Here is a 17,758-nt window from a genome sequence, read left to right as displayed (position 1 = left end):
CCCGCGCGGCCGCCGGCACGGCGGTTTTCCGAACCCCGATCCGGGGGCGGGCACGATCGATCGCCGCATCCCCGCCGCCGATGATGAGGACATGAACAAGACGGCGACGACCGACATCGGGACGGGCATGACCGTCCACGCGGAGGATCTGCACCGGGAGTACGGGCGCGGCGGCGCCGTCGTGCACGCGCTGCGCGGGGTGTCGGTGGAGATGGCTCCCGGTACGTTCACGGCGGTGATGGGGCCGTCCGGCTCGGGGAAGACCACCCTGCTGCACTGCCTGGCCGGGATGGACCGGCCGACGCGGGGTTCCGTCCGGTGGGGCGGTACGGAGGTGTCCCGGCTGCCCGAACGGCGGCTCGCCGTCCTGCGCCGCAACCGGGTCGGGTTCGTGTTCCAGGCGTTCAACCTGATGCCGGCCATGACAGCCGCGCAGAACGTCGCCCTGCCCCGCCGGCTGGCCGGCGAACGCCCCGACCGGCGCCGGGTCCAGGATGCCCTCGCCCGTGTCGGACTGGCCGGGCGGGAACGGCACCGGCCGGGACAGCTCTCCGGCGGCCAGCAGCAACGGGTCGCCATCGCCCGCGCCCTCGTCTCCCGGCCCGCGATGCTGTTCGCCGACGAACCGACCGGCGCGCTCGACCGGGCCACCGGCCACGAGATCCTCGCCCTGCTGCGCGCCCGCGTCGACGAGGGCGGCGGGACCTGCGTGATGGTTACCCACGACCCCGTGGCCGCCGGGTACGCGGACCGGGTGCTGCTTCTCGCGGACGGCGTCGTCGTGGACGAACTCGACCACCCCACCGCCGCCCGGATCGGCGAACGCCTGAGCCGGCTGGGCGGGGGAGAGCAGTGACCCTCCTCGCGCTCGGGCAGCTGCGCCGCCGCCCCGCCTCCTTCCTGGGCCTGGCGGTCGCGCTCTTCCTCGCCCTCACTGCTTTGACGCTGTTCGGCTCGCTGTTCGCCGCCGACCTCGCCACCCCGGCCGCGGTCCGCAACGAGGCCGACGGGCCCGGCCTGATGGTGATCGCCGGCGCCTTCGGCGAGATCGCCGTCCTGGTCGCGTTCTTCGTCCTGGTCAACGCCCTCGGGTTCGCCCTGCGCCAGCAGCACCGGGAACTGGCCCTGCTCCGCACCATCGCGGCGACACCCCGCCAGATGCGGCGCCTGGTCCGTACCCAGGTGGCCCTGACCACGCTGGCGATGACCGCACCGGGCTGCGCCGCAGGAGCCGCCGGGGCGCGGGCCCTGCTCGCCGAGCTGCAACGACGGGGGATGGCGGCACCGGGCGTACGGGTGCCGGGCACCCCCGTACCGATGCTGGTGGCGTCGGCCGCTGTACTCGCCGTGGGTCTGATGGCCTCGGCCGTCGCGGCGCGGCGGATCTCCCGCGTCGCGCCCGCCGCGGCCCTCACGGCGAGTTCGACCGAGCACAGCCGTACGGGCGCCGTGCGCCTGCTTGCCGCGGCCGGTGTCCTGACCGGCGGCGTCCTTCTGCTGCGGCTCGCCGCGACCCGGCCCGCCGGAGAGGTGGACGAGGCGGGGCAGGCGGCGCTGCTCGGCACCCTCGTGCTGCTGGTCGCCACCGCCCTGGCGGGGCCGTTCGCGGCGCGCGTCCTGGCGGCGGTGCTGGGCACGCCGGTACGCCTCCTGGCACCCGGCGCGGGATGGCTCGCCGACGCCAACCTGCGCGGGTACGCGCGGCGGCTCGCGTCCGCCGCGGTGCCGGTGGCCCTGCTCGTGGGGCTCTCCGGCACCATGCTGATCATGACCCGTACCGCCGAGCAGGCCGGTGGCCCGGCGGCCTCCGGCGTCACGTCCGACACGGACGTCTGGCTCCGCCAGGCCGAACTGGCCATGCTCGTCTGCTTCGCGGCGGTGTCCACAGTCAACACCCTGGTCGCCGTGACCGCCGAACGCCGCCGCGAGTTCGCACTGATGCGGCTCACCGGTGCCCCCCGCGCGCAACTGCTGCGCATGCTCACCGCCGAGTCCCTGCTGACCGCGGCGGTGGGCATCCTGCTCGGCGGTGCGGTCGCGGTCGCGGCGTCGGCGGCCTTCAGCACGGCGGTGACGGGGTCTTCGGTGCCGCCCCTGCCGGCGGCCGACTGCGCCTGGATCGTCGCGGGCGCGGCGGTCCTGACGATCCCGGCCATCCTGGTCACCGGCCTGCTGACGGTGTGCGGCCCCGCCCTCTCACCGCGTCCCGGAACCGCGCGTGGCTGAGCCGCGCCGGTACCCGGCGCTCCGGTCCGGCGAGTGGGTCTTCGCCGTCGCCGGCCTGCCGCTCGCCGTGGCCGGCGGGGTCTACGCGCTGGCCGTCCTGTACGCGGGGGCGCTGCTCTCCCTCACCGTGCTCGGGCTGCCGTTCGTCGCCGCCGCGTTGACGGGTGCCCGCGGTCTCGGCGCGCTGCACCGGAGGTTGGCCGGGCGGTGGCTGGGCGAGGCCGTCGAGGCGCCGCCCGTACCGCCCCGCCCGGTGGGTCTCCTCGCCCGGGGCCGTGCCTCGTTGACCGACGCGGTCGCTTGGCGGGCCCTGCTCTATCTGCTGCTGCGGTTGCCGCTCGGGGTGCTCGGGTTCGCCGCCGCCGTGGTGATGCCGCTGGGCGGTGGCTGGCTGGTCGGCTTCCCGCTCTGGGTGCGGCTGCTCGAACCGGGTGCGCAACCGGCCACGTGGGCGGACGCCGTGTCCGTGCCCCTCGGGCTGGTCGTCCTCCTCGCGGTGCCCGGCGCGGTACGCGTACTGAGCGGCGCGAACCGCGCTCTCGCCCGGTCTCTGCTCGGCCCGCCCCGTACCCAACGGCGCGTACGGGAACTGGAGAACGCCCGCGCCACCCTGCTCGCCCAGAGCACCGGCGAACTGCGCCGCCTGGAACGCGACCTGCACGACGGGACCCAGGCCCGGCTGATCGCCCTGGCCATCACCCTCTCGCTGGCCCGGGACGCGCTTCCCGCCGCCCCCGCCCCGGAGCTCGTACAGCTGCGCCGGCTCCTGGAACGGGCCCGGGACCAGACCGACGACACGGTCGCCGAACTGCGCCGGCTCACCCGGGGCATCCATCCGGTGGCGCTGGACGGCGGTCTCGCCGAGGCGCTGCCGGGGCTCGCCGCCACCTCGCCCGTACCGGTCGCCCTCCGCATCGACCTGCCCGAACGCCCGGACCCCGTGATCGAGCGGGCCGTCTACTTCTGCGCCGCCGAACTGCTGGCCAACATCGCCAAGCACAGCGGCGCCCGTTCGGCGGAGATCGAGGCCGTCGGGAGCGGCGGCCGTATCCGGCTGTCCGTACGCGACGACGGCCGCGGCGGCGCCGCCCCCGGCAGCGGCTCCGGGCTGACGGGCCTGGCCGAACGGCTCGCGGCGGTCGACGGCCGCCTGCGGATCGACAGCCCGCCCGGCGGGCCGACCGAGATCACCGCCGCACTGCCGGCCCGTCTGTGACGGCCGGCCGGCTCCCGCCCTCCGCGAGGTAGGCGAGGACGGCCTTCACCCGGCGGTTGTCGGTGTCCCTCGCCGCCAGACCGAACTTGGTGAACACGGCTGCGACATGCTTCTCCACCGCCCGCTCCGACACCACCAGCCGCCCGGCGATGGACCGGTTGGAATGCCCCTGCGCCATCAGCTCCAGCACCTCGCGCTCACGCGGTGTCAGGGCGTCCACCCCGCCGCGCCGCCCGCCCCGCATCAGCTGGGTGACGATCTCGGGGTCGAGCGCGGTGCCGCCGGCCGCGACCCGGCGCAGCGCGTCGACGAACTCGGACGTCCGGGCGACCCGTTCCTTCAGCAGGTACCCGACCCCCGCCGCCCCGCCCGCCAGCAGCCGGGAGGCCCAGGCGGTCTCGACGTGCTGCGAGAACACCAGGATGCCGACCTCGGGGGCCGAGGCGCGGATGTCCACGGCGGCCCGGATGCCCTCGTCGGTCTGCGTCGGAGGCATCCGGATGTCCACCACGGCCACATCCGGCCGGTGCTCGTCCACCGCCGCGATCAGCTCCGGTGCCGTACCCGCCGTCGCCACCACATCGCACCCGCGGGCGCCCAGCAGCTCCACCATGCCGTCGCGGAGAATCACGGAGTCCTCCGCCAGCACCACCCGCAGCCGTCTGTCGTTCACATCCTCATTATCGGGGCGAGGCCGGACCCCACCGGCCCCCTGTGACATCGTCGTGCCCATGGCAGAGTCCTGGGTGCTCGATGACGACCGTTCCGTTTCCGCGTCGGCCGCCGGTGTGGCGGAGATCCTTCGGGCGCGGATGGCGGCGGGGAGGCTGGAGACCTGGCTGGCCGGTTCGTCCGGGCGGGCGCTGGCCGTCGTGACGAACACCGAGCGCGCGATGGTCGTGCTGCTGGAGGGCGAGGGCGATCCCGGCGAGCACGCCGTGGACCCCGGGGCCGAGGGGTGGAGCGACGGATTCGTCCTGGCCAACGGGCAGGGCGACGCATACCCGGACGAGGACACCGTCCCCATTCAGGACGCGTTCCGGCTGGTCGAGCACATCGTCGCCACCGGGGCGTGGCCCGACGACGCGCACTGGGTGGCCGACCGCTGACAGCGGCCCGCCCTTCTTGATACCCCCCTGGGTATTTGACAAGCGCGGGGAGGGCTTCGTACCGTCGAGTAGGTAATACCCCGTGGGGTATCACGGCCGAAAAAATACCCCCCTGGGTATCAAAACCCCGAGAACCGTCCCGCTTCGGAGGCTTCCGTGTTCTTCTCGCAGTACTACCTCGAGTGCCTGTCCCACGCGTCGTACATGATCGCGGACGAGGGCACCGGCCGGGCGGTCGTCGTGGACCCGCGCCGGGACGTGTCCGAGTACCTGCGCGACGCCGAGGCGCGGGGCTTCACCGTGGTCGGCGTCATCAACACCCACTTCCACGCCGACTTCGTCGCCGGACACCTGGAGGTGGCCGACCGCACGGGCGCGTGGATCGGATACGGGCGCCGGGCCGAGACCGAGTACGCGATCCGCCCGCTGGCCGACGGCGACACCATCTCCCTCGGCGACGTGACGCTGAAGATCATGGAGACGCCCGGCCACACACCGGAGTCGATCAGCGTGCTGGTGTACGAGCGTGCCGAGGACAGCGTCCCGTACGGCGTGCTGACCGGCGACGCGCTGTTCATCGGGGACGTCGGCCGCCCGGACCTGCTCGCGTCGGTCGGCGTGACCGCCGCCGAGCTGGGCGCGATGCTCCACGACAGTGTGCAGCGCAAGCTGATGGGCCTGCCCGACGAGGTGCGCGTCTTCCCCGCCCACGGCGCCGGCTCCTCCTGCGGCAAGAACCTGTCCACCGAGCGGCAGTCCACCATCGGCGAGCAGCGCGCCACGAACTACGCCTGCGCGCCGATGAGCGAGCCGGACTTCGTCGCGCTCGTCACCGCCGGGCAGTCGGCGGCTCCCGGTTACTTCGCCTACGACGCCGACCTCAACCGCCGCGCGCGGGAGCTGTTCGACCCGGCGACCGCGCCGCGCGCGCTGGACCCGGCGGACGTCCTGGCCCGGCGCGCGGCCGGCGCGGTGGTCGTGGACGCACGCGACCCGCAGGAGTTCGCCGCCGGCCATCTGCGCGGCGCGGTCAACGTCCCGGCGGACGGCAGGTTCGCCGAGCAGGCCGGCACCGTGCTGCCGCTCGGGGCCGAGGTCCTGGTCGTGGCGCCGGAGGGCCGCGAGGAGGAGATCGTCACCCGGCTCGCCCGGATCGGCTTCGACCGCGTCGCCGGCTACCTCGCCGCGCCCGACGAGGCGCTGGAGGCGATGGCCGACGAGGTCGCCCCCGCCGGCCGCCTCACCGCCGCCCGGCTGCGCGCCGAGCTGGACGGGGCCAACCCGCCGCTCGTCGTCGATGTCCGCAACTGCGGCGAGCGCGCCGAGAACGGGTTCATCGAGGGCGCGCTGCACATCGCGCTCGGCGAGCTGCCCGCCCGGCTGGACGAGATCCCGCGCGACCGGCCGCTGGTCCTGCACTGCGCGGGCGGCCACCGCTCCTCGATCGCCGCGAGCCTGCTGCGCCACCACGGCTTCGACGACGTCTCCGACGTACTCGGCGGCTGGGCCGCCTGGGCCCTGCTCAACACGCCCGCCGCCGCCTGAACCTCCCCCCTCTCGACCCCAAGGAGCGCACTCCGCATGACGACCGACACCCCCGCCTTCACGCCCGCCGCCCTTCAGCACCTGCTCGAGACCGGTGACGGCCCCCGCCTGCTGGACGTGCGGACGTCCGGCGAGTTCGAGGCCGGACACATCCCCGGCGCCTGCAACGTGCCGCTGGACACCCTGCGCGAGCACCGCATGGAGCTGGGGCGGCACCTGGACCAGGACGTGGTGCTGGTCTGCCGCTCCGGCGCCCGCGCCACCCAGGCCGAGGAGGCGCTCGCCGACGCCGGCCTGCCGAACCTGCGGGTCCTGGACGGCGGCATGATGGCCTGGGAGGCCGCGGGCGCGCCGGTCAACCGCGGCCGGCGGCGCTGGGAGCTGGAACGGCAGGTCCGCCTCGTCGCCGGTTCGATCGTGCTGGTCAGCGGGGTCGTGGGCTTCTTCGTGCCCGGCGTGCACCTGATAGGCACCGCGGTCGGCGCCGGACTCACCTTCGCCGCGCTCAGCAACACCTGCGCCATGGGCATGATGCTCTCCAAGCTCCCGTACAACCGGGGCCCGCGCACCGATGTCCGTACGGTCATCGCCTCGCTCCGCGACGGGGCGTGAGCGCCCCGCACACGTCCTGACCAGCGGTTCCACCCCCCTCGGTGGAGATCTGCCGCACACCCCGCATGCCCGAGAAATACCCCCCTGGGTATAGTTGGTTCCCAGAAATACCTAGGGGGGTATCACGAGGAAGGGAGCAGCTCCGTGTTCTTCATCGACACCGTCGAACTGGAGGGCCTGGGCAACCGCCACTACCTGGCCGGCGGTACCGAGACGGCCGTGGCCGTGGACCCCCCGCGCGACTTCGACCAGATCCTGGTGGCCGCCGCCCGGCGCGGCGTACGCATCACCCATGTCGTGGAGACGCACATCCACAACGACTACGTGACCGGCGGCCTGGAACTGGCCAGGGTCACGGGAGCCGCCTACCTCGTCCCGGCCGGGGCCCACGTCTCCTTCGCCCGTACGCCGGTGGCGGACGGCGACACCGTGACGGTGGACGCCGGCCTGGTGCTGCGGGCCGCCGCCACGCCCGGACACACCCCGCACCACACCGCGTACGTCCTGGAGGAGCACGGGACCCCGGTCGCCGCGTTCACCGGCGGCTCGCTGCTGATCGGCACCGTGGGCCGCCCCGACCTGGTGGAGCCCCGGCTGACCGAGGAGCTGGCCCGCGCGCAGCACGCCTCCGCGCACCGGCTGGCGGCCGGGCTGCCGGACGCGACGGCGGTGCTGCCGACCCACGGCTTCGGCAGCTTCTGCTCCTCCGCGCAGGCCGAGGGCGACCGTACGACCATCGGCCGGGAGAAGGCCGTGAACAGCGCGCTCACCACCGACGCCGACACCTTCGTCGCCGAGATCCTGGCCAGCCTGGAGGACGTGCCCGCGTACTACGCGCACATGGGCCCGGTCAACGCGTCGGGTCCCGCCCCGGTGGACCTGACGCCCCCGCCCGTCGCGGACGCCGCCGGGATCGCCGCCCGGCTCGCCGCCGGTGAGTGGGTGGTGGACCTGCGCAACCGTGTCGTGTTCGCCGAGGGCCATGTCGCGGGGAGTCTCAACTTCGAGGCGGACGGCAAGATAGCCACCTACCTCGCCTGGATGATCCCGTGGGGCAAGCCGGTGACCCTGCTCGCCGAGTCCCCCGGGCAACTGGCCGCCGCCCAGCGCGAGCTGGTACGGGTCGGCATCGACCGGCCGGCGGCCGCCGCCGTCGGCACCCCCCGTGAGTGGACCGGCGAGGGCACCGCCCCGGCCTCCTTCCCCCGCTCCACCTTCGCCGGGCTGGCCGCCCGGGGGACCGGCGACGTCGTCGTGCTCGACGTGCGCCGCGACTCCGAGCGCGCCACCGGGTACGTCGAGGGGTCCGTGCACATCCCGGTCCACCAGCTGCACCAGCGCCTGGGCGAGGTCCCGGCGGGCACCGTGTGGGTGCACTGCGCGGGCGGCATGCGCGCCGCGATCGCCGCCTCCCTCCTGGACGCCGCCGGCCGCGACGTGGTCGCCGTGGACGACGGCTTCGACGCCGCCACCGCCGCCGGCCTCCCGGTCGTCACGGACTGAGCGGACACGCCCGGCCGGACCGCCACCGTGCGGCGGACCCGGACGACCCATCCCCGTAACCCCCCCGCCCCACCCCCGTACGACCGCACGTCGAGAGGCCCGTCATGCTGCCCCTGTTCTCCCGAAACGCGACCCGGAACACGACCCGGAACACCGGCTGGGACACCGGCCGGGACAAGAAACGCGTCACCGTCGAGGAGGCCCACCGCCGCACCCACGGCCCCGACGCCCCGGCCGTACTCCTGGATGTCCGTGAGCGGAACGAGTGGGACGCCGGGCGGGCCCCCGGCGCCGTGCACGCGCCGCTGTCCGGCCTGGCCGCCGGGGCGCCCCTGCCCCGAGCCGTCCGGGGGCGGCCGCTGGTGGTCATATGCCGCAGCGGGAACCGCTCGCAACGGGCCGTCGCGCTCCTCGGCGCACGGGGCGCGGACGCGGTGGACGTCAAGGGCGGCATGAAGCGGTGGGCCGCCGCCGGACACCCGGTCGTCGCCGCGGCCGGACGTGAGGGCTGTGTGGCATGACCGCCCTGATCCTCGCGCTCGTCGCCGGAACCGTCGTCGGCCTGGCCCTCGGCGGCCTCGGCGGTGGCGGCAGCGTCCTGGCGGTCCCCGCCCTGACCTACCTCATCGGTATGCCGGCGGCCGACGCCATCACCGCCAGCCTGATCATCGTCACCCTGACCTCCGTGACCTCGCTCGCCGGGCACGCCCGCGACGGCAACGTGGCCTGGCGGACCGGGCTGCTGTTCGCGTCGGCGGGCATCGTCCCCGCCATGCTCGCGGGCCTGGCCGCGGGCCATCTGCCCCAGGCGCTCCTGACCTTCGCCTTCGCCGGAATCGCGGGCCTCGCCGCCCTGCGCATGCTGCGCCCCGCGACCGCCCCGGCCACGGGCGAGGTGCGCCCCGCGAAGGCGGGCGCCGCCGGGGCCGGCCTCGGCGCGGTGACGGGGCTGCTGGGGGTGGGCGGCGGCTTCCTCGCCGTACCGGCGCTGGTCCGGGTGCTGAACCTCCCCATGCGCCGGGCCATCGGCACCAGCCTGCTGGTCATCACCCTCAACTCGATCGCCGCGCTCGGCGCCCGCGCCGGCAGCGGCATGCATCTGGACTGGGCCGTCATCGCCCCCTTCACCGCCGCCGCGATCCTCGGCGCCTGGGACGGCAAGCGGTACGCCCAACGCCTCAGCGGCAACACCCTGCAACGTCTCTTCGCCTGGGCCCTGCTGGCGGTCGCGGCCTTCATGCTGGCCGACGCCCTCTTCTGACGGGCCGGAATCGGCCATCGGCTGATGGCTGGAACGTGTCACCCCGCTTGCTTCCGCGCCGATAACGTTGGCATAAGGTGAGGCTCGCCTAATTCTTTAAAGGTGAACCAACTAGGAGATACGTTCATGTCATATCGGCGCCGTGGTACCGCCGCAGTAGCCCTCGCCGTCGCTGCCGCACTCTCCCTCGCCGCGTGCGGCGCCGATTCCTCCGGGGACGACCAGGGCTCGTCCGCCCGGGGGACGAAGGACTCCAAGTCCGTCGCCAAGGGCGGCAAGGACTTCGGCGACGCCGCCGAGAAGACCGCCGCGCTCGGCACCGACGCCCAGCCCGGCGAGTGGCCCCGTACGGTCAAGCACGCCATGGGCAGCACCGAGATCAAGGCGCAGCCCCAGCGGGTCGTCGTCCTCGACGTCGGCGAGCTCGACAACGTCGTTTCGCTCGGCGTGAAGCCGGTCGGCCTCGCCCCGACCGAGGGCTCGCCGGAGCTCCCCTCGTACCTCAAGAAGGACGCGGGCACCCCCAAGAACGTCGGCACCATCAACAGCCTCAACCTGGAGGCGATCGCCGCGCTCAAGCCCGACCTGATCCTGGGCAGCCAGCTGCGCGCCGCCAACTCCTACGACGAGCTGTCGCAGATCGCGCCCACCGTCTTCTCCATCCGCCCCGGCTTCACCTGGAAGGAGAACTACCTCCTCAACGCCGCCGCGCTGGACAAGACCTCCCAGGCCGAGGCCAACCTCGCCGCGTACAAGAAGAAGGCCGAGGCCCTCGGCGAGAAGCTCGGGGCCGACAAGCCGACCGTGTCGATGGTCCGCTACCTGCCCGACGGGCTGATCCGCCTCTACGCCAACGCCTCCTTCATCGGCACCATCCTCAAGGACGTCGGCATCCCGCGCCCCGCGAACCAGGACATCCCCGACCTGGCCGCCGAGGTCAGCGCCGAGAACATCGACCAGGCCGACGCCGACTACATCTTCACCGGCGTCTACGGCGACGCGAAGGCCACCGACAAGAGCAAGGCCCAGTCCAACCCGCTGTGGAAGAACCTCAAGGCGGTCAAGGACGGGCACGCCTTCGACGTCCCCGACGAGACCTGGTACCTGGGCCTCGGCGTCACCGCAGCCGAAGCGGTCCTCGACGACCTCCAGAAGCACCTGACGGCCTGAGCACCGCAAGAAGAGAGCGAGCCCGGCGCATGCCGCCCTCCCCCCTCACCCGCCGGCGGGCAGCCTGGCTGCTCGCCGGCGCGGCGATGCTGCTGGTCGCCGTCCTCCTGAGCCTCATCGTCGGCAGCCGCCACGTCGCACCGGGCGCCGCGATCCAGGCCCTGTTCCACGACGGCGGCAGCGCCGACGCCCAGGTGGTCCGCGCCCTGCGCGTACCCCGCACGGTGGTCGGCATCCTGGCCGGCGCCGCGCTCGCTCTCGCGGGAACGGTCATGCAGGGCATCACCCGCAACCCCATCGCCGAACCCGGCATCCTCGGCATCAGCCAGGGCGCATCGGTCGGCGTGGTGACCGCCATCGCGTTCTTCGGCGTGCACTCGCTGGGCGGCTACGTCTGGTTCGCGTTCGCCGGCTCCGCCGTGGCCGGAGTGGCCGTGTACGCCGTCGCCAGCGGCGGGCGCGGCGGGGCGTCACCGGTCAAGCTCGCCCTCGCGGGCGCCGCGATGAACGCCTTCCTCGCCTCGGTCGTGTCCGGGATCGCCACCACCAACGCCCGCGCCCTCGACGAGTTCCGCTTCTGGCAGGTCGGCTCCATCAGCGGCCGCGACGGCGAGCTGATCGGCCAGTTCTGGCCGTTCATGCTCGCCGGAGCCCTCCTGGTCGCGGCCGTCGCCCGAGGACTCGACGCCCTCGCCCTCGGCGACGACGCCGCCCGCAACCTCGGCAACAACGTCGGCCGGCTGCGCGCCCTGGGCGCCCTCGGCGCCACCGTGCTCACCGGCGCCGCCGTCGCCGCGGTCGGCCCGATCGCCTTCACCGGCCTGGCCGTCCCGCACATCGCCCGCGCCCTGGTGGGCACCGCCCACCGCTGGGTCCTGCCGATGGCCGCCCTGCTCGGGCCGGTGATGATCCTCGGCTCCGATGTGATCGGCCGCGTCCTCTTCCCGCCCTCGGAGGTACCGGTGGCGGTCATGACCGCCCTCATCGGCGTGCCGTTCCTGGTCGCGCTCGTCCGCCGCCGCACGGTGGTGGCCGCGTGAGCCGGACCGCGACCCTCGCCCCCACGCGCCTGCGGCCCGCCGGGCACACCGTCCTGCGGCGCGGGCGCGCCAGCTTCCTCCTCCACCGCCGCTCCGTCGTCGTCGCCGCCCTCCTGACGGTACTGCTCGCCTGCGCGGTCGTGGCCTACCTGTGCGTCGGCGAATCGTTCGTCGCCCCCGGCGAAGTCGTCCGCGTACTGTTCGGCCTGCCCAGCCCGGACGAACTCGTCGTGGGCACCCTGCGGCTGCCGCGCCTGGTCGTCGGCCTCCTGGCCGGCGTCGCGTTCGGCATCGCCGGGGCACTGGTGCAGACCGTCGCCCGCAACCCGCTCGCCAGCCCCGACGTCATCGGCGTCACCCACGGGGCGGGCGCCGCCACCGTCGCCGCGCTCAGCTTCAACCTGGTCGCCGCCGACGCGCTGCCCTACGTCTCCGTCGCCGGCGGCATGGCGGCGGCCCTCCTCGTGTACGTGTTCGCCTGGCGCGGCGGGCTGCACTCCTCGCGCTTCGTCCTCGTCGGCATCGGCGTCTCGGTCGCGCTCGGCTCGCTGACCCAGCTGCTCCTCACCAAGGGCGACTACCTGGTGGCCCAGCAGGCCAAGGTCTGGCTGACCGGCTCCCTCAACAGCCGGGGATACGAGGAGGCCGGGCCGCTCCTCGTCGTCCTCGCGATCGGCGTCCCGGCGGCGATGTGGGCGGCCCGCGCCCAGCGCAGCGCCTCCTTCGACGACGACACGGCGACCGCGCTCGGCGTCCGCCTGGGCCGGGTACGGCTCGGGCTGACCGCGCTCGGCGTCGTCCTCGCGTCGGTGGCCACCGGCGCGGTCGGCCCGGTCGACTTCGTCGCCCTGCTCGCCCCGCAGATCGCGCGCCGGCTCACCCGTACGGCACAGACCCCGCTGCTGTCGTCGGCGCTCCTGGGGGCGCTGATCGTCGTCGTCGCGGACCTGCTCGCCCGCCGCCTGTTCTCCCCGATCGAGCTGCCGACCGGAGTCCTCACCGCCGTGGTGGGCGCCCCGTACCTGATGTGGCTCATCGTCCGCACCCGCAGCCGTACCGGAGGCACCTCGTCATGAGCCGTCCCGCCAGCCGCCTCTCGGCGCACGACCTGACCCTGGCCTACGAGGACCGCACCGTCGTCGAGGGCCTGGACCTGGAGATCCCCGACGGCCAGGTCACGATCGTCGTCGGGCCCAACGCCTGCGGAAAGTCCACCCTCCTGCGGGCGCTCGGCCGCCTCCTGAAGCCGAAGCGCGGCTCCGTGCTCCTGGACGGCCGCGAACTCGCCGGCCTGCCCGCCAAGCAGATCGCCCAGACCGTCGGCGTACTCCCGCAGACCCCCACGCCCCCGGACGGCATCACCGTCGCCGACCTCGTCGCACGCGGCCGCCAGCCGCACCAGAAGTGGTGGCAGCAGTGGTCGGAGGCCGACGAACAGGCCGTCGGCGACGCCCTGGAGCGTACGAACACGGCCTCGCTCGCCGACCGGCCGGTGGACGAACTCTCCGGCGGCCAGCGCCAGCGCGTCTGGATCGCCATGGCCCTCGCCCAGGACACCGAACTGCTGCTGCTCGACGAGCCCACCACCTATCTGGACATCGCCCACCAGGTGGAGGTCCTGGACCTGGTCCGCCGCCTCAACCTCGAACGCGGCCGCACCGTCGTCGCCGTCCTGCACGACCTGAACCAGGCCGTCCGCTACGCCGACCACCTCGTCGCCATGAAGAACGGCCGCATCGTCGCGCAGGGGGCACCGGACGAGGTGGTCACCACCGAGATGGTCCAGGAGGTCTTCGGCCTGTCCTCCGTCATCATCACCGACCCCGTCACGGGCGGCCGCCTCGTCGTCCCGGGCTTCAGCGGGCAGCCCGCGGCGATGGAGCAGACACCGGAGAAGACGGGCCCGGAGACGGAGAAGACGGGCCCGGAGACGGAGAAGACGCCGACGGGCTGAACTGCCCCGACCCCACCGCCCCCAACAGGGCCAGCTGCCCCGCCGCGTCCGTGCCCGGCGGCGGGGTGAACAGGACCAGGCGCTGCTCGCCCTGCGGCGCGAGGAGGACCTGACAGTCCAGCTCGACCGGGCCGACGAGCGGATGGAGCAGCCGCATCCGGGTGCGCCGGCGCACCGCCACCTCGTGCAGCGGCCAGAGCCCGGCGAACTCCTCGCTCGCCGCGCGGAGCCGGCTGACCAGGCGCGCGGCGGCCGGGTCGCCCGCCCGGCGGCCCACGGCGGCCCGCAGATCGGCGACGTGCAGGCGGCTGTAGTACGCGTGCTCCTCCGGCGGGTACGCGGCCCGCTGGTCCGGGTCCGTGAACCAGCGCCACACCAGGTTCCGCCCGTACTCCGAGACCGTGCACACCCCGCCCAGCAGGGCCCGCGCCGCCTCGTTCTGCGCGAGGACGTCGCCGAGGTCGCCGATGACCTGGGCGGGGGTCGTCGGCAACTGGTCCAGCAGATGCAGCAGGCCGGGTTCGACATGGTCCCCGGCCGGGCCCCCGGCGGGCGGGCGGTGGCCCGCCAGCAGATGCAGATGGTCCCGCTCGTCACCGCTCAGCCGCAGCGCGCGGGCCAGGGAGGCCAGGATCTGCGGCGAGGGCTGCGGACCGCGCGCCTGCTCCAGGCGAACGTAGTAGTCGGCCGACATCCCGGCCAGCTGGGCGACCTCCTCCCGCCGCAGCCCCGGCGTCCGGCGGCGCGGACCGATGGGCAGCCCCGCGTCCTGCGGGCGGACCCGGTCGCGTGAACGGCGCAGGAAGTCGGCGAGCTGCCGGCGGTCGATCGTCATGCCCGTCATCCTGCCGGACCGCCCCCGGCGCAACCAGGGACCGCCGGTCCCAGGCTCGGCGGGGCTCTCCCGGCCCCTTCCGTACGGCGGCAGAGTCAGCGGCACACCGGGCCGGACACCCCGGCCCCCAAGCCCAGTCACAGGAGTGAGGCACCACCATGACGACCCCCGCCACCCCCGCAACCACCCTCCGCACCGTCGACGTCGGCACCGCCCGGGTCGCCTACGACCTCACCGGCACCGGACCGAACCCCCCGCTGCTGCTCGTCCACGGCACCGGATCGGCCGGGGCCGCGCTGACCTGGGGCGGCGTCGTCCCCCGGTTCGCCGGCTCCCGTACGGTGATCACCCCGGACCTCTCCGGCACCGAACGCACCACCGACGACGGCGGCCCGCTCAGCATCAAGGGACTCGCCGAACAGGTGATCGCCGTCATCGAGGACGCCGGTGCCGGACCGGTGGACCTGCTCGGCTTCTCCCTCGGTTCCCCGGTCTCCGCCGCCGTCGCCGCCCGGCGGCCCGACCTGGTGCGCCGGCTGGTCCTGGTCGCGGGCTGGGCCCACACCGACGGGGACGAGTACCTGCGCAACCTGTTCACGCTGTGGCGGCGAATCGGCGACAACGACCCCGCCGCCTTCGGCCGGAGCGTGACGATGACCGGGTTCAGCCGGGCCTTCCTCAACGCCGTCGGACGCGACGAGGTCGAGGCGATGATCCCCAACCTGCCGCCCACACCGGGCACCCTGCGCCACGTGGACCTCAACCTGCGCGTCGACATCCGCGCCCTGCTGCCACGCATCGAGGCGCCCACGCTGGTCATCGGCAACACCCGGGACGCCACCGTCCCGGTCGACCACAGCCGCGCCCTGCACGAGGCGATCACCGGCAGCGCGTACACGGAGATCGACGCCGGACACGTGGTGCTCTTCGAGCGGACGGCCGAGTTCACGGACCGGGTGGCCGCGTTCCTGGCGCAGTGAGGGGTCGATCGGAGGTTGTCAGTTCAGGGGCGCGGGCGGGGGCGTGCCGTAGAAGGTGAGCGGGGGCCAGCCCTTGGACTGGGCGAGCGCGGAGAGCGCCTGGGCGACCTCCAGGGAGGTGATGTGCTGGGCGGACGGGTAGCCGTTCGGCTTGTCGACGCGCACGCTGAAGCTCATCTCGATGCGCAGGTCGTTCTCGCCCATGGTGTGGTCGGCCCGGAACTCGGTGCCGTCCTCGAACACGGTGGACGTCGTGGTGCTCTGCGCCTCCTGCCCCGAAGCCTCGGCCGTACCGGCGCTGGCGAACACCGCACCGGCTGCGGCCGTCCCCGTATACCCCAGCAACGACCGTCTGGACAGCTCCGACATGGTCCCCTCCTCCTGTCCGGCCCCGGCGGCGGCCGGGAGCCGGATTCGAGCATACGAACGAATGTCACGCGGCGGAGGGGCTTCGCTGCATTCGGTTGCCGGACAGCCGCCCGCAACGACGACCGCGCCGGCCCCGGGAACCTTCCCGAAGCCGGCGCGGAACGTGCATCGCGTACGGGGATCAGCCGGTGAAGCCCGCCGTGATGGAGGTGAACTGCCAGGCCGGCCGGTCCCGGTTGACCGCCCAGAAGGCGAGCCGGCCGATGTCGTGGCTGTTGGCCCAGTCGCGGATCTGGGTCCAGATCTGCGGAGTGGTGACCTCACCGGCGTCGCTGGAGTCGTTCATGCCGGAGATGCCGATGTGGTTGTACGCCTGCTGGTCGGTCCAGCCGAAGGTGGAGACGAGCTTGGTTTTCAGCCCCTCGGTGGCCTTGATGGTGTTGCCGTACATGTCGGCCGCGCCGCCGAAGTTGAACGGCATGATGGTGAAGTTGTCGATGTCGGCGCCGAGGGCGTGGGCGCGCTCGATCAGCCGGTTGCCCCAGGAGTTGGGCCCGGTGTTGAGCGTGGGGATGGTGACGATCGTCCGCAGACCGGGGTTGTTCTGCTTGACGATCTTCAGCGCGCCGAGGATGCGGTCCTGCACGGCGGCGTTCTCGAACTCGTCGGTGTTCTCGATGTCGATGTCGATCGCCTTCAGGTCATAGGCGTCGATGACCTTCTGGTACGCGCCGGCGAGCGCCTCCGTCGTCGAGCAGTTGGGGCCGAGCTTGTTGCCGCTCCAGCCGCCGATGGACGGGACGATGTCACCGCCGGCCGCCCGGATCGCCTTGATGGCCGCCTCGTCCTGGCCGCCGAGCAGCGGACGCTGGCTGTCCCAGGCGGGGTTGCAGCCGTTCTGCGCGAGGATGAACGCCATCGTGTACCACTTGATGCCGGTGGCCTGCATGACCTCGGTCGGGCTCGGCGGGTTGCCCCAGCCGAGGTAGAGGTACGGGGCGGCCTGGATGAAGCGGTCGCCGCTGCCGCCGTCCTTCCCGGTCGTCGCGGTGACGGTCGCGGAGTCGGGGGACACGTTGCCCGCGCGGTCCTTCGCCCGGACGGTGAAGCGGTACGTGGTGCTGGGCGTCAGCCCGCCGACGGTGGCGGAGGTCCCCGTCACCGAGGTCGCCAGGGTGCCGTCCCGGTACACGTCGTAGCCGCTGACGCCGACGTTGTCGGAGGCCGCGTCCCAGGCGAGCGAGACGCTGTTGGCGGAGGTGCCGGTGGCGCGCGGGTTGCCGGGCACGGAGGGTGCCTCGGTGTCGTCGCTGCCGCCCGGACCGTCCAGGCTGATGTCGTCCGCGTAGTACGTGCCCTGCCCGTACCAGCCGTGCAGGTAGACCTCGGCGCTCTGCTGGGAGGACCCGGTGGTGAAGGAGACCGTCAGCTGCTTCCAGTCCGAGGCGGAGCCCGTCCAGGTGGACGTGCCGCCCTGGACACCGAGGTACGTGTACGAGCCGCGCACCCACGCCGAGAGGGTGTACTTCGTGCTGGGCTGCACGGACACCGTCTGCGCGCACCGCGCCGTGTCCGAGTTGCTCACGGCGGCGGCCAGCGCGCGGCTGCCGCCGTGCACGGGGCTGCTCACGATCGAGCCGGCGTTCCCGGCACAGGACCAGCCGTCGAGGGTGCCGGCCTCGAAACCGGGGTTGGTCAGCAGGTTGGCCGCTTGCGCCGTGGCGGCGGTCGGGGCCATCAGCGCGCCGGCGCCGCCGAGCAGGGCGGCGGTGGCGCAGGCGAGCAGGCGATGCCGAGTTCTCACGCTGTCTCCTGGTGGTGGGGGGCGGTGCTCCGATGAGGGGGACGTGCGGAAACGGCCGGCGCAGGCTCCTTCCGGGGTCTGCGCCGGCCGGTCGTGCTCGAGCGGTCGCGCTCGGGGGTGCGGGTGGATCGGCC

The 17,758-nt window shown here is 73.7% G+C and carries 18 protein-coding genes; 14 read left to right on the top strand and 4 right to left on the bottom strand.

The annotated features are described in order from the left end of the window. The first annotated feature begins 91 nt into the window (after nt 1-91). The 3 genes from OG710_RS30275 to OG710_RS30265 are packed head-to-tail and all read left to right on the top strand — an operon-like array spanning nt 92 to nt 3,442. Nucleotides 92-856 (top strand): ABC transporter ATP-binding protein, encoded by a 765-nt coding sequence (locus OG710_RS30275; RefSeq protein WP_330242467.1) that lies wholly within the window; start codon nt 92-94, stop codon nt 854-856. After that, on the top strand, nt 853-2,226 hold the full coding sequence (locus OG710_RS30270; RefSeq protein WP_330242466.1) for an ABC transporter permease: 1,374 nt from the start codon (nt 853-855) through the stop codon (nt 2,224-2,226). The genes OG710_RS30275 and OG710_RS30270 overlap by 4 nt, the downstream gene beginning before the upstream one ends. After that, the gene (locus tag OG710_RS30265; RefSeq protein WP_330242465.1) at nt 2,219-3,442 is read left to right on the top strand and encodes a sensor histidine kinase; all 1,224 of its coding nucleotides are present in this window, start codon (nt 2,219-2,221) and stop codon (nt 3,440-3,442) included. Before OG710_RS30270 ends, OG710_RS30265 begins: the two co-directional genes overlap by 8 nt. On the opposite strand, the gene OG710_RS30260 is transcribed toward OG710_RS30265, so the two are convergent. Next, nucleotides 3,414-4,115, bottom strand: a complete 702-nt coding sequence (locus tag OG710_RS30260; protein ID WP_330242464.1) for a response regulator transcription factor — start codon at nt 4,113-4,115, stop codon at nt 3,414-3,416. The genes OG710_RS30265 and OG710_RS30260 overlap by 29 nt on opposite strands. Nucleotides 4,116-4,173: 58 nt before the next feature. Between OG710_RS30260 and OG710_RS30255 the strand changes: the two genes are divergently transcribed. The 10 genes from OG710_RS30255 (at nt 4,174) to OG710_RS30210 (ending at nt 13,636) form a co-directional block, all read left to right on the top strand. Continuing rightward, on the top strand, nt 4,174-4,551 hold the full coding sequence (locus OG710_RS30255; protein ID WP_330242463.1) for a hypothetical protein: 378 nt from the start codon (nt 4,174-4,176) through the stop codon (nt 4,549-4,551). Nucleotides 4,552-4,707: 156 nt separating this feature from the next. Continuing rightward, the gene (locus OG710_RS30250; protein ID WP_330242462.1) at nt 4,708-6,096 is read left to right on the top strand and encodes an MBL fold metallo-hydrolase; all 1,389 of its coding nucleotides are present in this window, start codon (nt 4,708-4,710) and stop codon (nt 6,094-6,096) included. A 36-nt stretch (nt 6,097-6,132) separates the two neighbouring features. Further along, a complete protein-coding gene (locus OG710_RS30245) occupies nt 6,133-6,708 on the top strand; it encodes a rhodanese-like domain-containing protein (protein WP_330242461.1) in 576 nt (191 codons plus the stop codon). 144 nt (nt 6,709-6,852) lie between these two features. Beyond that, nucleotides 6,853-8,211, top strand: a complete 1,359-nt coding sequence (locus OG710_RS30240) for an MBL fold metallo-hydrolase (protein ID WP_330242460.1) — start codon at nt 6,853-6,855, stop codon at nt 8,209-8,211. A 107-nt stretch (nt 8,212-8,318) separates the two neighbouring features. Next, the gene (locus OG710_RS30235; protein ID WP_443064355.1) at nt 8,319-8,732 is read left to right on the top strand and encodes a rhodanese-like domain-containing protein; all 414 of its coding nucleotides are present in this window, start codon (nt 8,319-8,321) and stop codon (nt 8,730-8,732) included. Then, nucleotides 8,729-9,472: a sulfite exporter TauE/SafE family protein gene (locus OG710_RS30230; protein WP_330242458.1), complete on the top strand. Its 744-nt coding sequence runs from the start codon at nt 8,729-8,731 to the stop codon at nt 9,470-9,472. The genes OG710_RS30235 and OG710_RS30230 overlap by 4 nt, the downstream gene beginning before the upstream one ends. A gap of 126 nt (nt 9,473-9,598) precedes the next feature. Continuing rightward, nucleotides 9,599-10,642, top strand: coding sequence for an ABC transporter substrate-binding protein (locus OG710_RS30225; RefSeq protein WP_330242457.1), 1,044 nt, complete (start codon nt 9,599-9,601; stop codon nt 10,640-10,642). 29 nt (nt 10,643-10,671) lie between these two features. Next, nucleotides 10,672-11,682: a FecCD family ABC transporter permease gene (locus OG710_RS30220; RefSeq protein ID WP_330242456.1), complete on the top strand. Its 1,011-nt coding sequence runs from the start codon at nt 10,672-10,674 to the stop codon at nt 11,680-11,682. After that, a complete protein-coding gene (locus tag OG710_RS30215) occupies nt 11,679-12,758 on the top strand; it encodes a FecCD family ABC transporter permease (protein ID WP_330242455.1) in 1,080 nt (359 codons plus the stop codon). The genes OG710_RS30220 and OG710_RS30215 overlap by 4 nt, the downstream gene beginning before the upstream one ends. Then, nucleotides 12,755-13,636 carry an ABC transporter ATP-binding protein gene (locus tag OG710_RS30210; RefSeq protein WP_330242454.1) on the top strand — a complete coding sequence of 294 codons (882 nt, stop codon included), beginning with the start codon at nt 12,755-12,757 and terminating at the stop codon, nt 13,634-13,636. Before OG710_RS30215 ends, OG710_RS30210 begins: the two co-directional genes overlap by 4 nt. On the opposite strand, the gene OG710_RS30205 is transcribed toward OG710_RS30210, so the two are convergent. Next, on the bottom strand, nt 13,539-14,471 hold the full coding sequence (locus OG710_RS30205) for a helix-turn-helix transcriptional regulator (protein WP_443064346.1): 933 nt from the start codon (nt 14,469-14,471) through the stop codon (nt 13,539-13,541). The genes OG710_RS30210 and OG710_RS30205 overlap by 98 nt on opposite strands. Before the next feature lie 158 nt (nt 14,472-14,629). Between OG710_RS30205 and OG710_RS30200 the strand changes: the two genes are divergently transcribed. After that, entirely contained in the window at nt 14,630-15,451 is an 822-nt protein-coding gene (locus OG710_RS30200; protein WP_330242452.1) for an alpha/beta fold hydrolase, read from the top strand. An 18-nt stretch (nt 15,452-15,469) separates the two neighbouring features. On the opposite strand, the gene OG710_RS30195 is transcribed toward OG710_RS30200, so the two are convergent. Both OG710_RS30195 and OG710_RS30190 read right to left on the bottom strand, forming a co-directional pair. Next, complete coding sequence (locus OG710_RS30195) at nt 15,470-15,820, bottom strand: hypothetical protein (RefSeq protein ID WP_330242451.1); 351 nt, start codon at nt 15,818-15,820, stop codon at nt 15,470-15,472. Nucleotides 15,821-16,001: 181 nt separating this feature from the next. Further along, on the bottom strand, nt 16,002-17,624 hold the full coding sequence (locus tag OG710_RS30190) for a carbohydrate binding domain-containing protein (protein WP_111339774.1): 1,623 nt from the start codon (nt 17,622-17,624) through the stop codon (nt 16,002-16,004). Between the last annotated feature and the right edge of the window lie 134 nt (nt 17,625-17,758).

Origin of the sequence: Streptomyces sp. NBC_00525, from assembly GCF_036346595.1 — a bacterium.
In the GTDB taxonomy this organism is placed as follows: Bacteria; Actinomycetota; Actinomycetes; order Streptomycetales; family Streptomycetaceae; genus Streptomyces.
The sequence above is the reverse complement of the archived record's forward strand: the minus strand, read 5'-3'. Positions and strand labels throughout refer to the sequence as shown.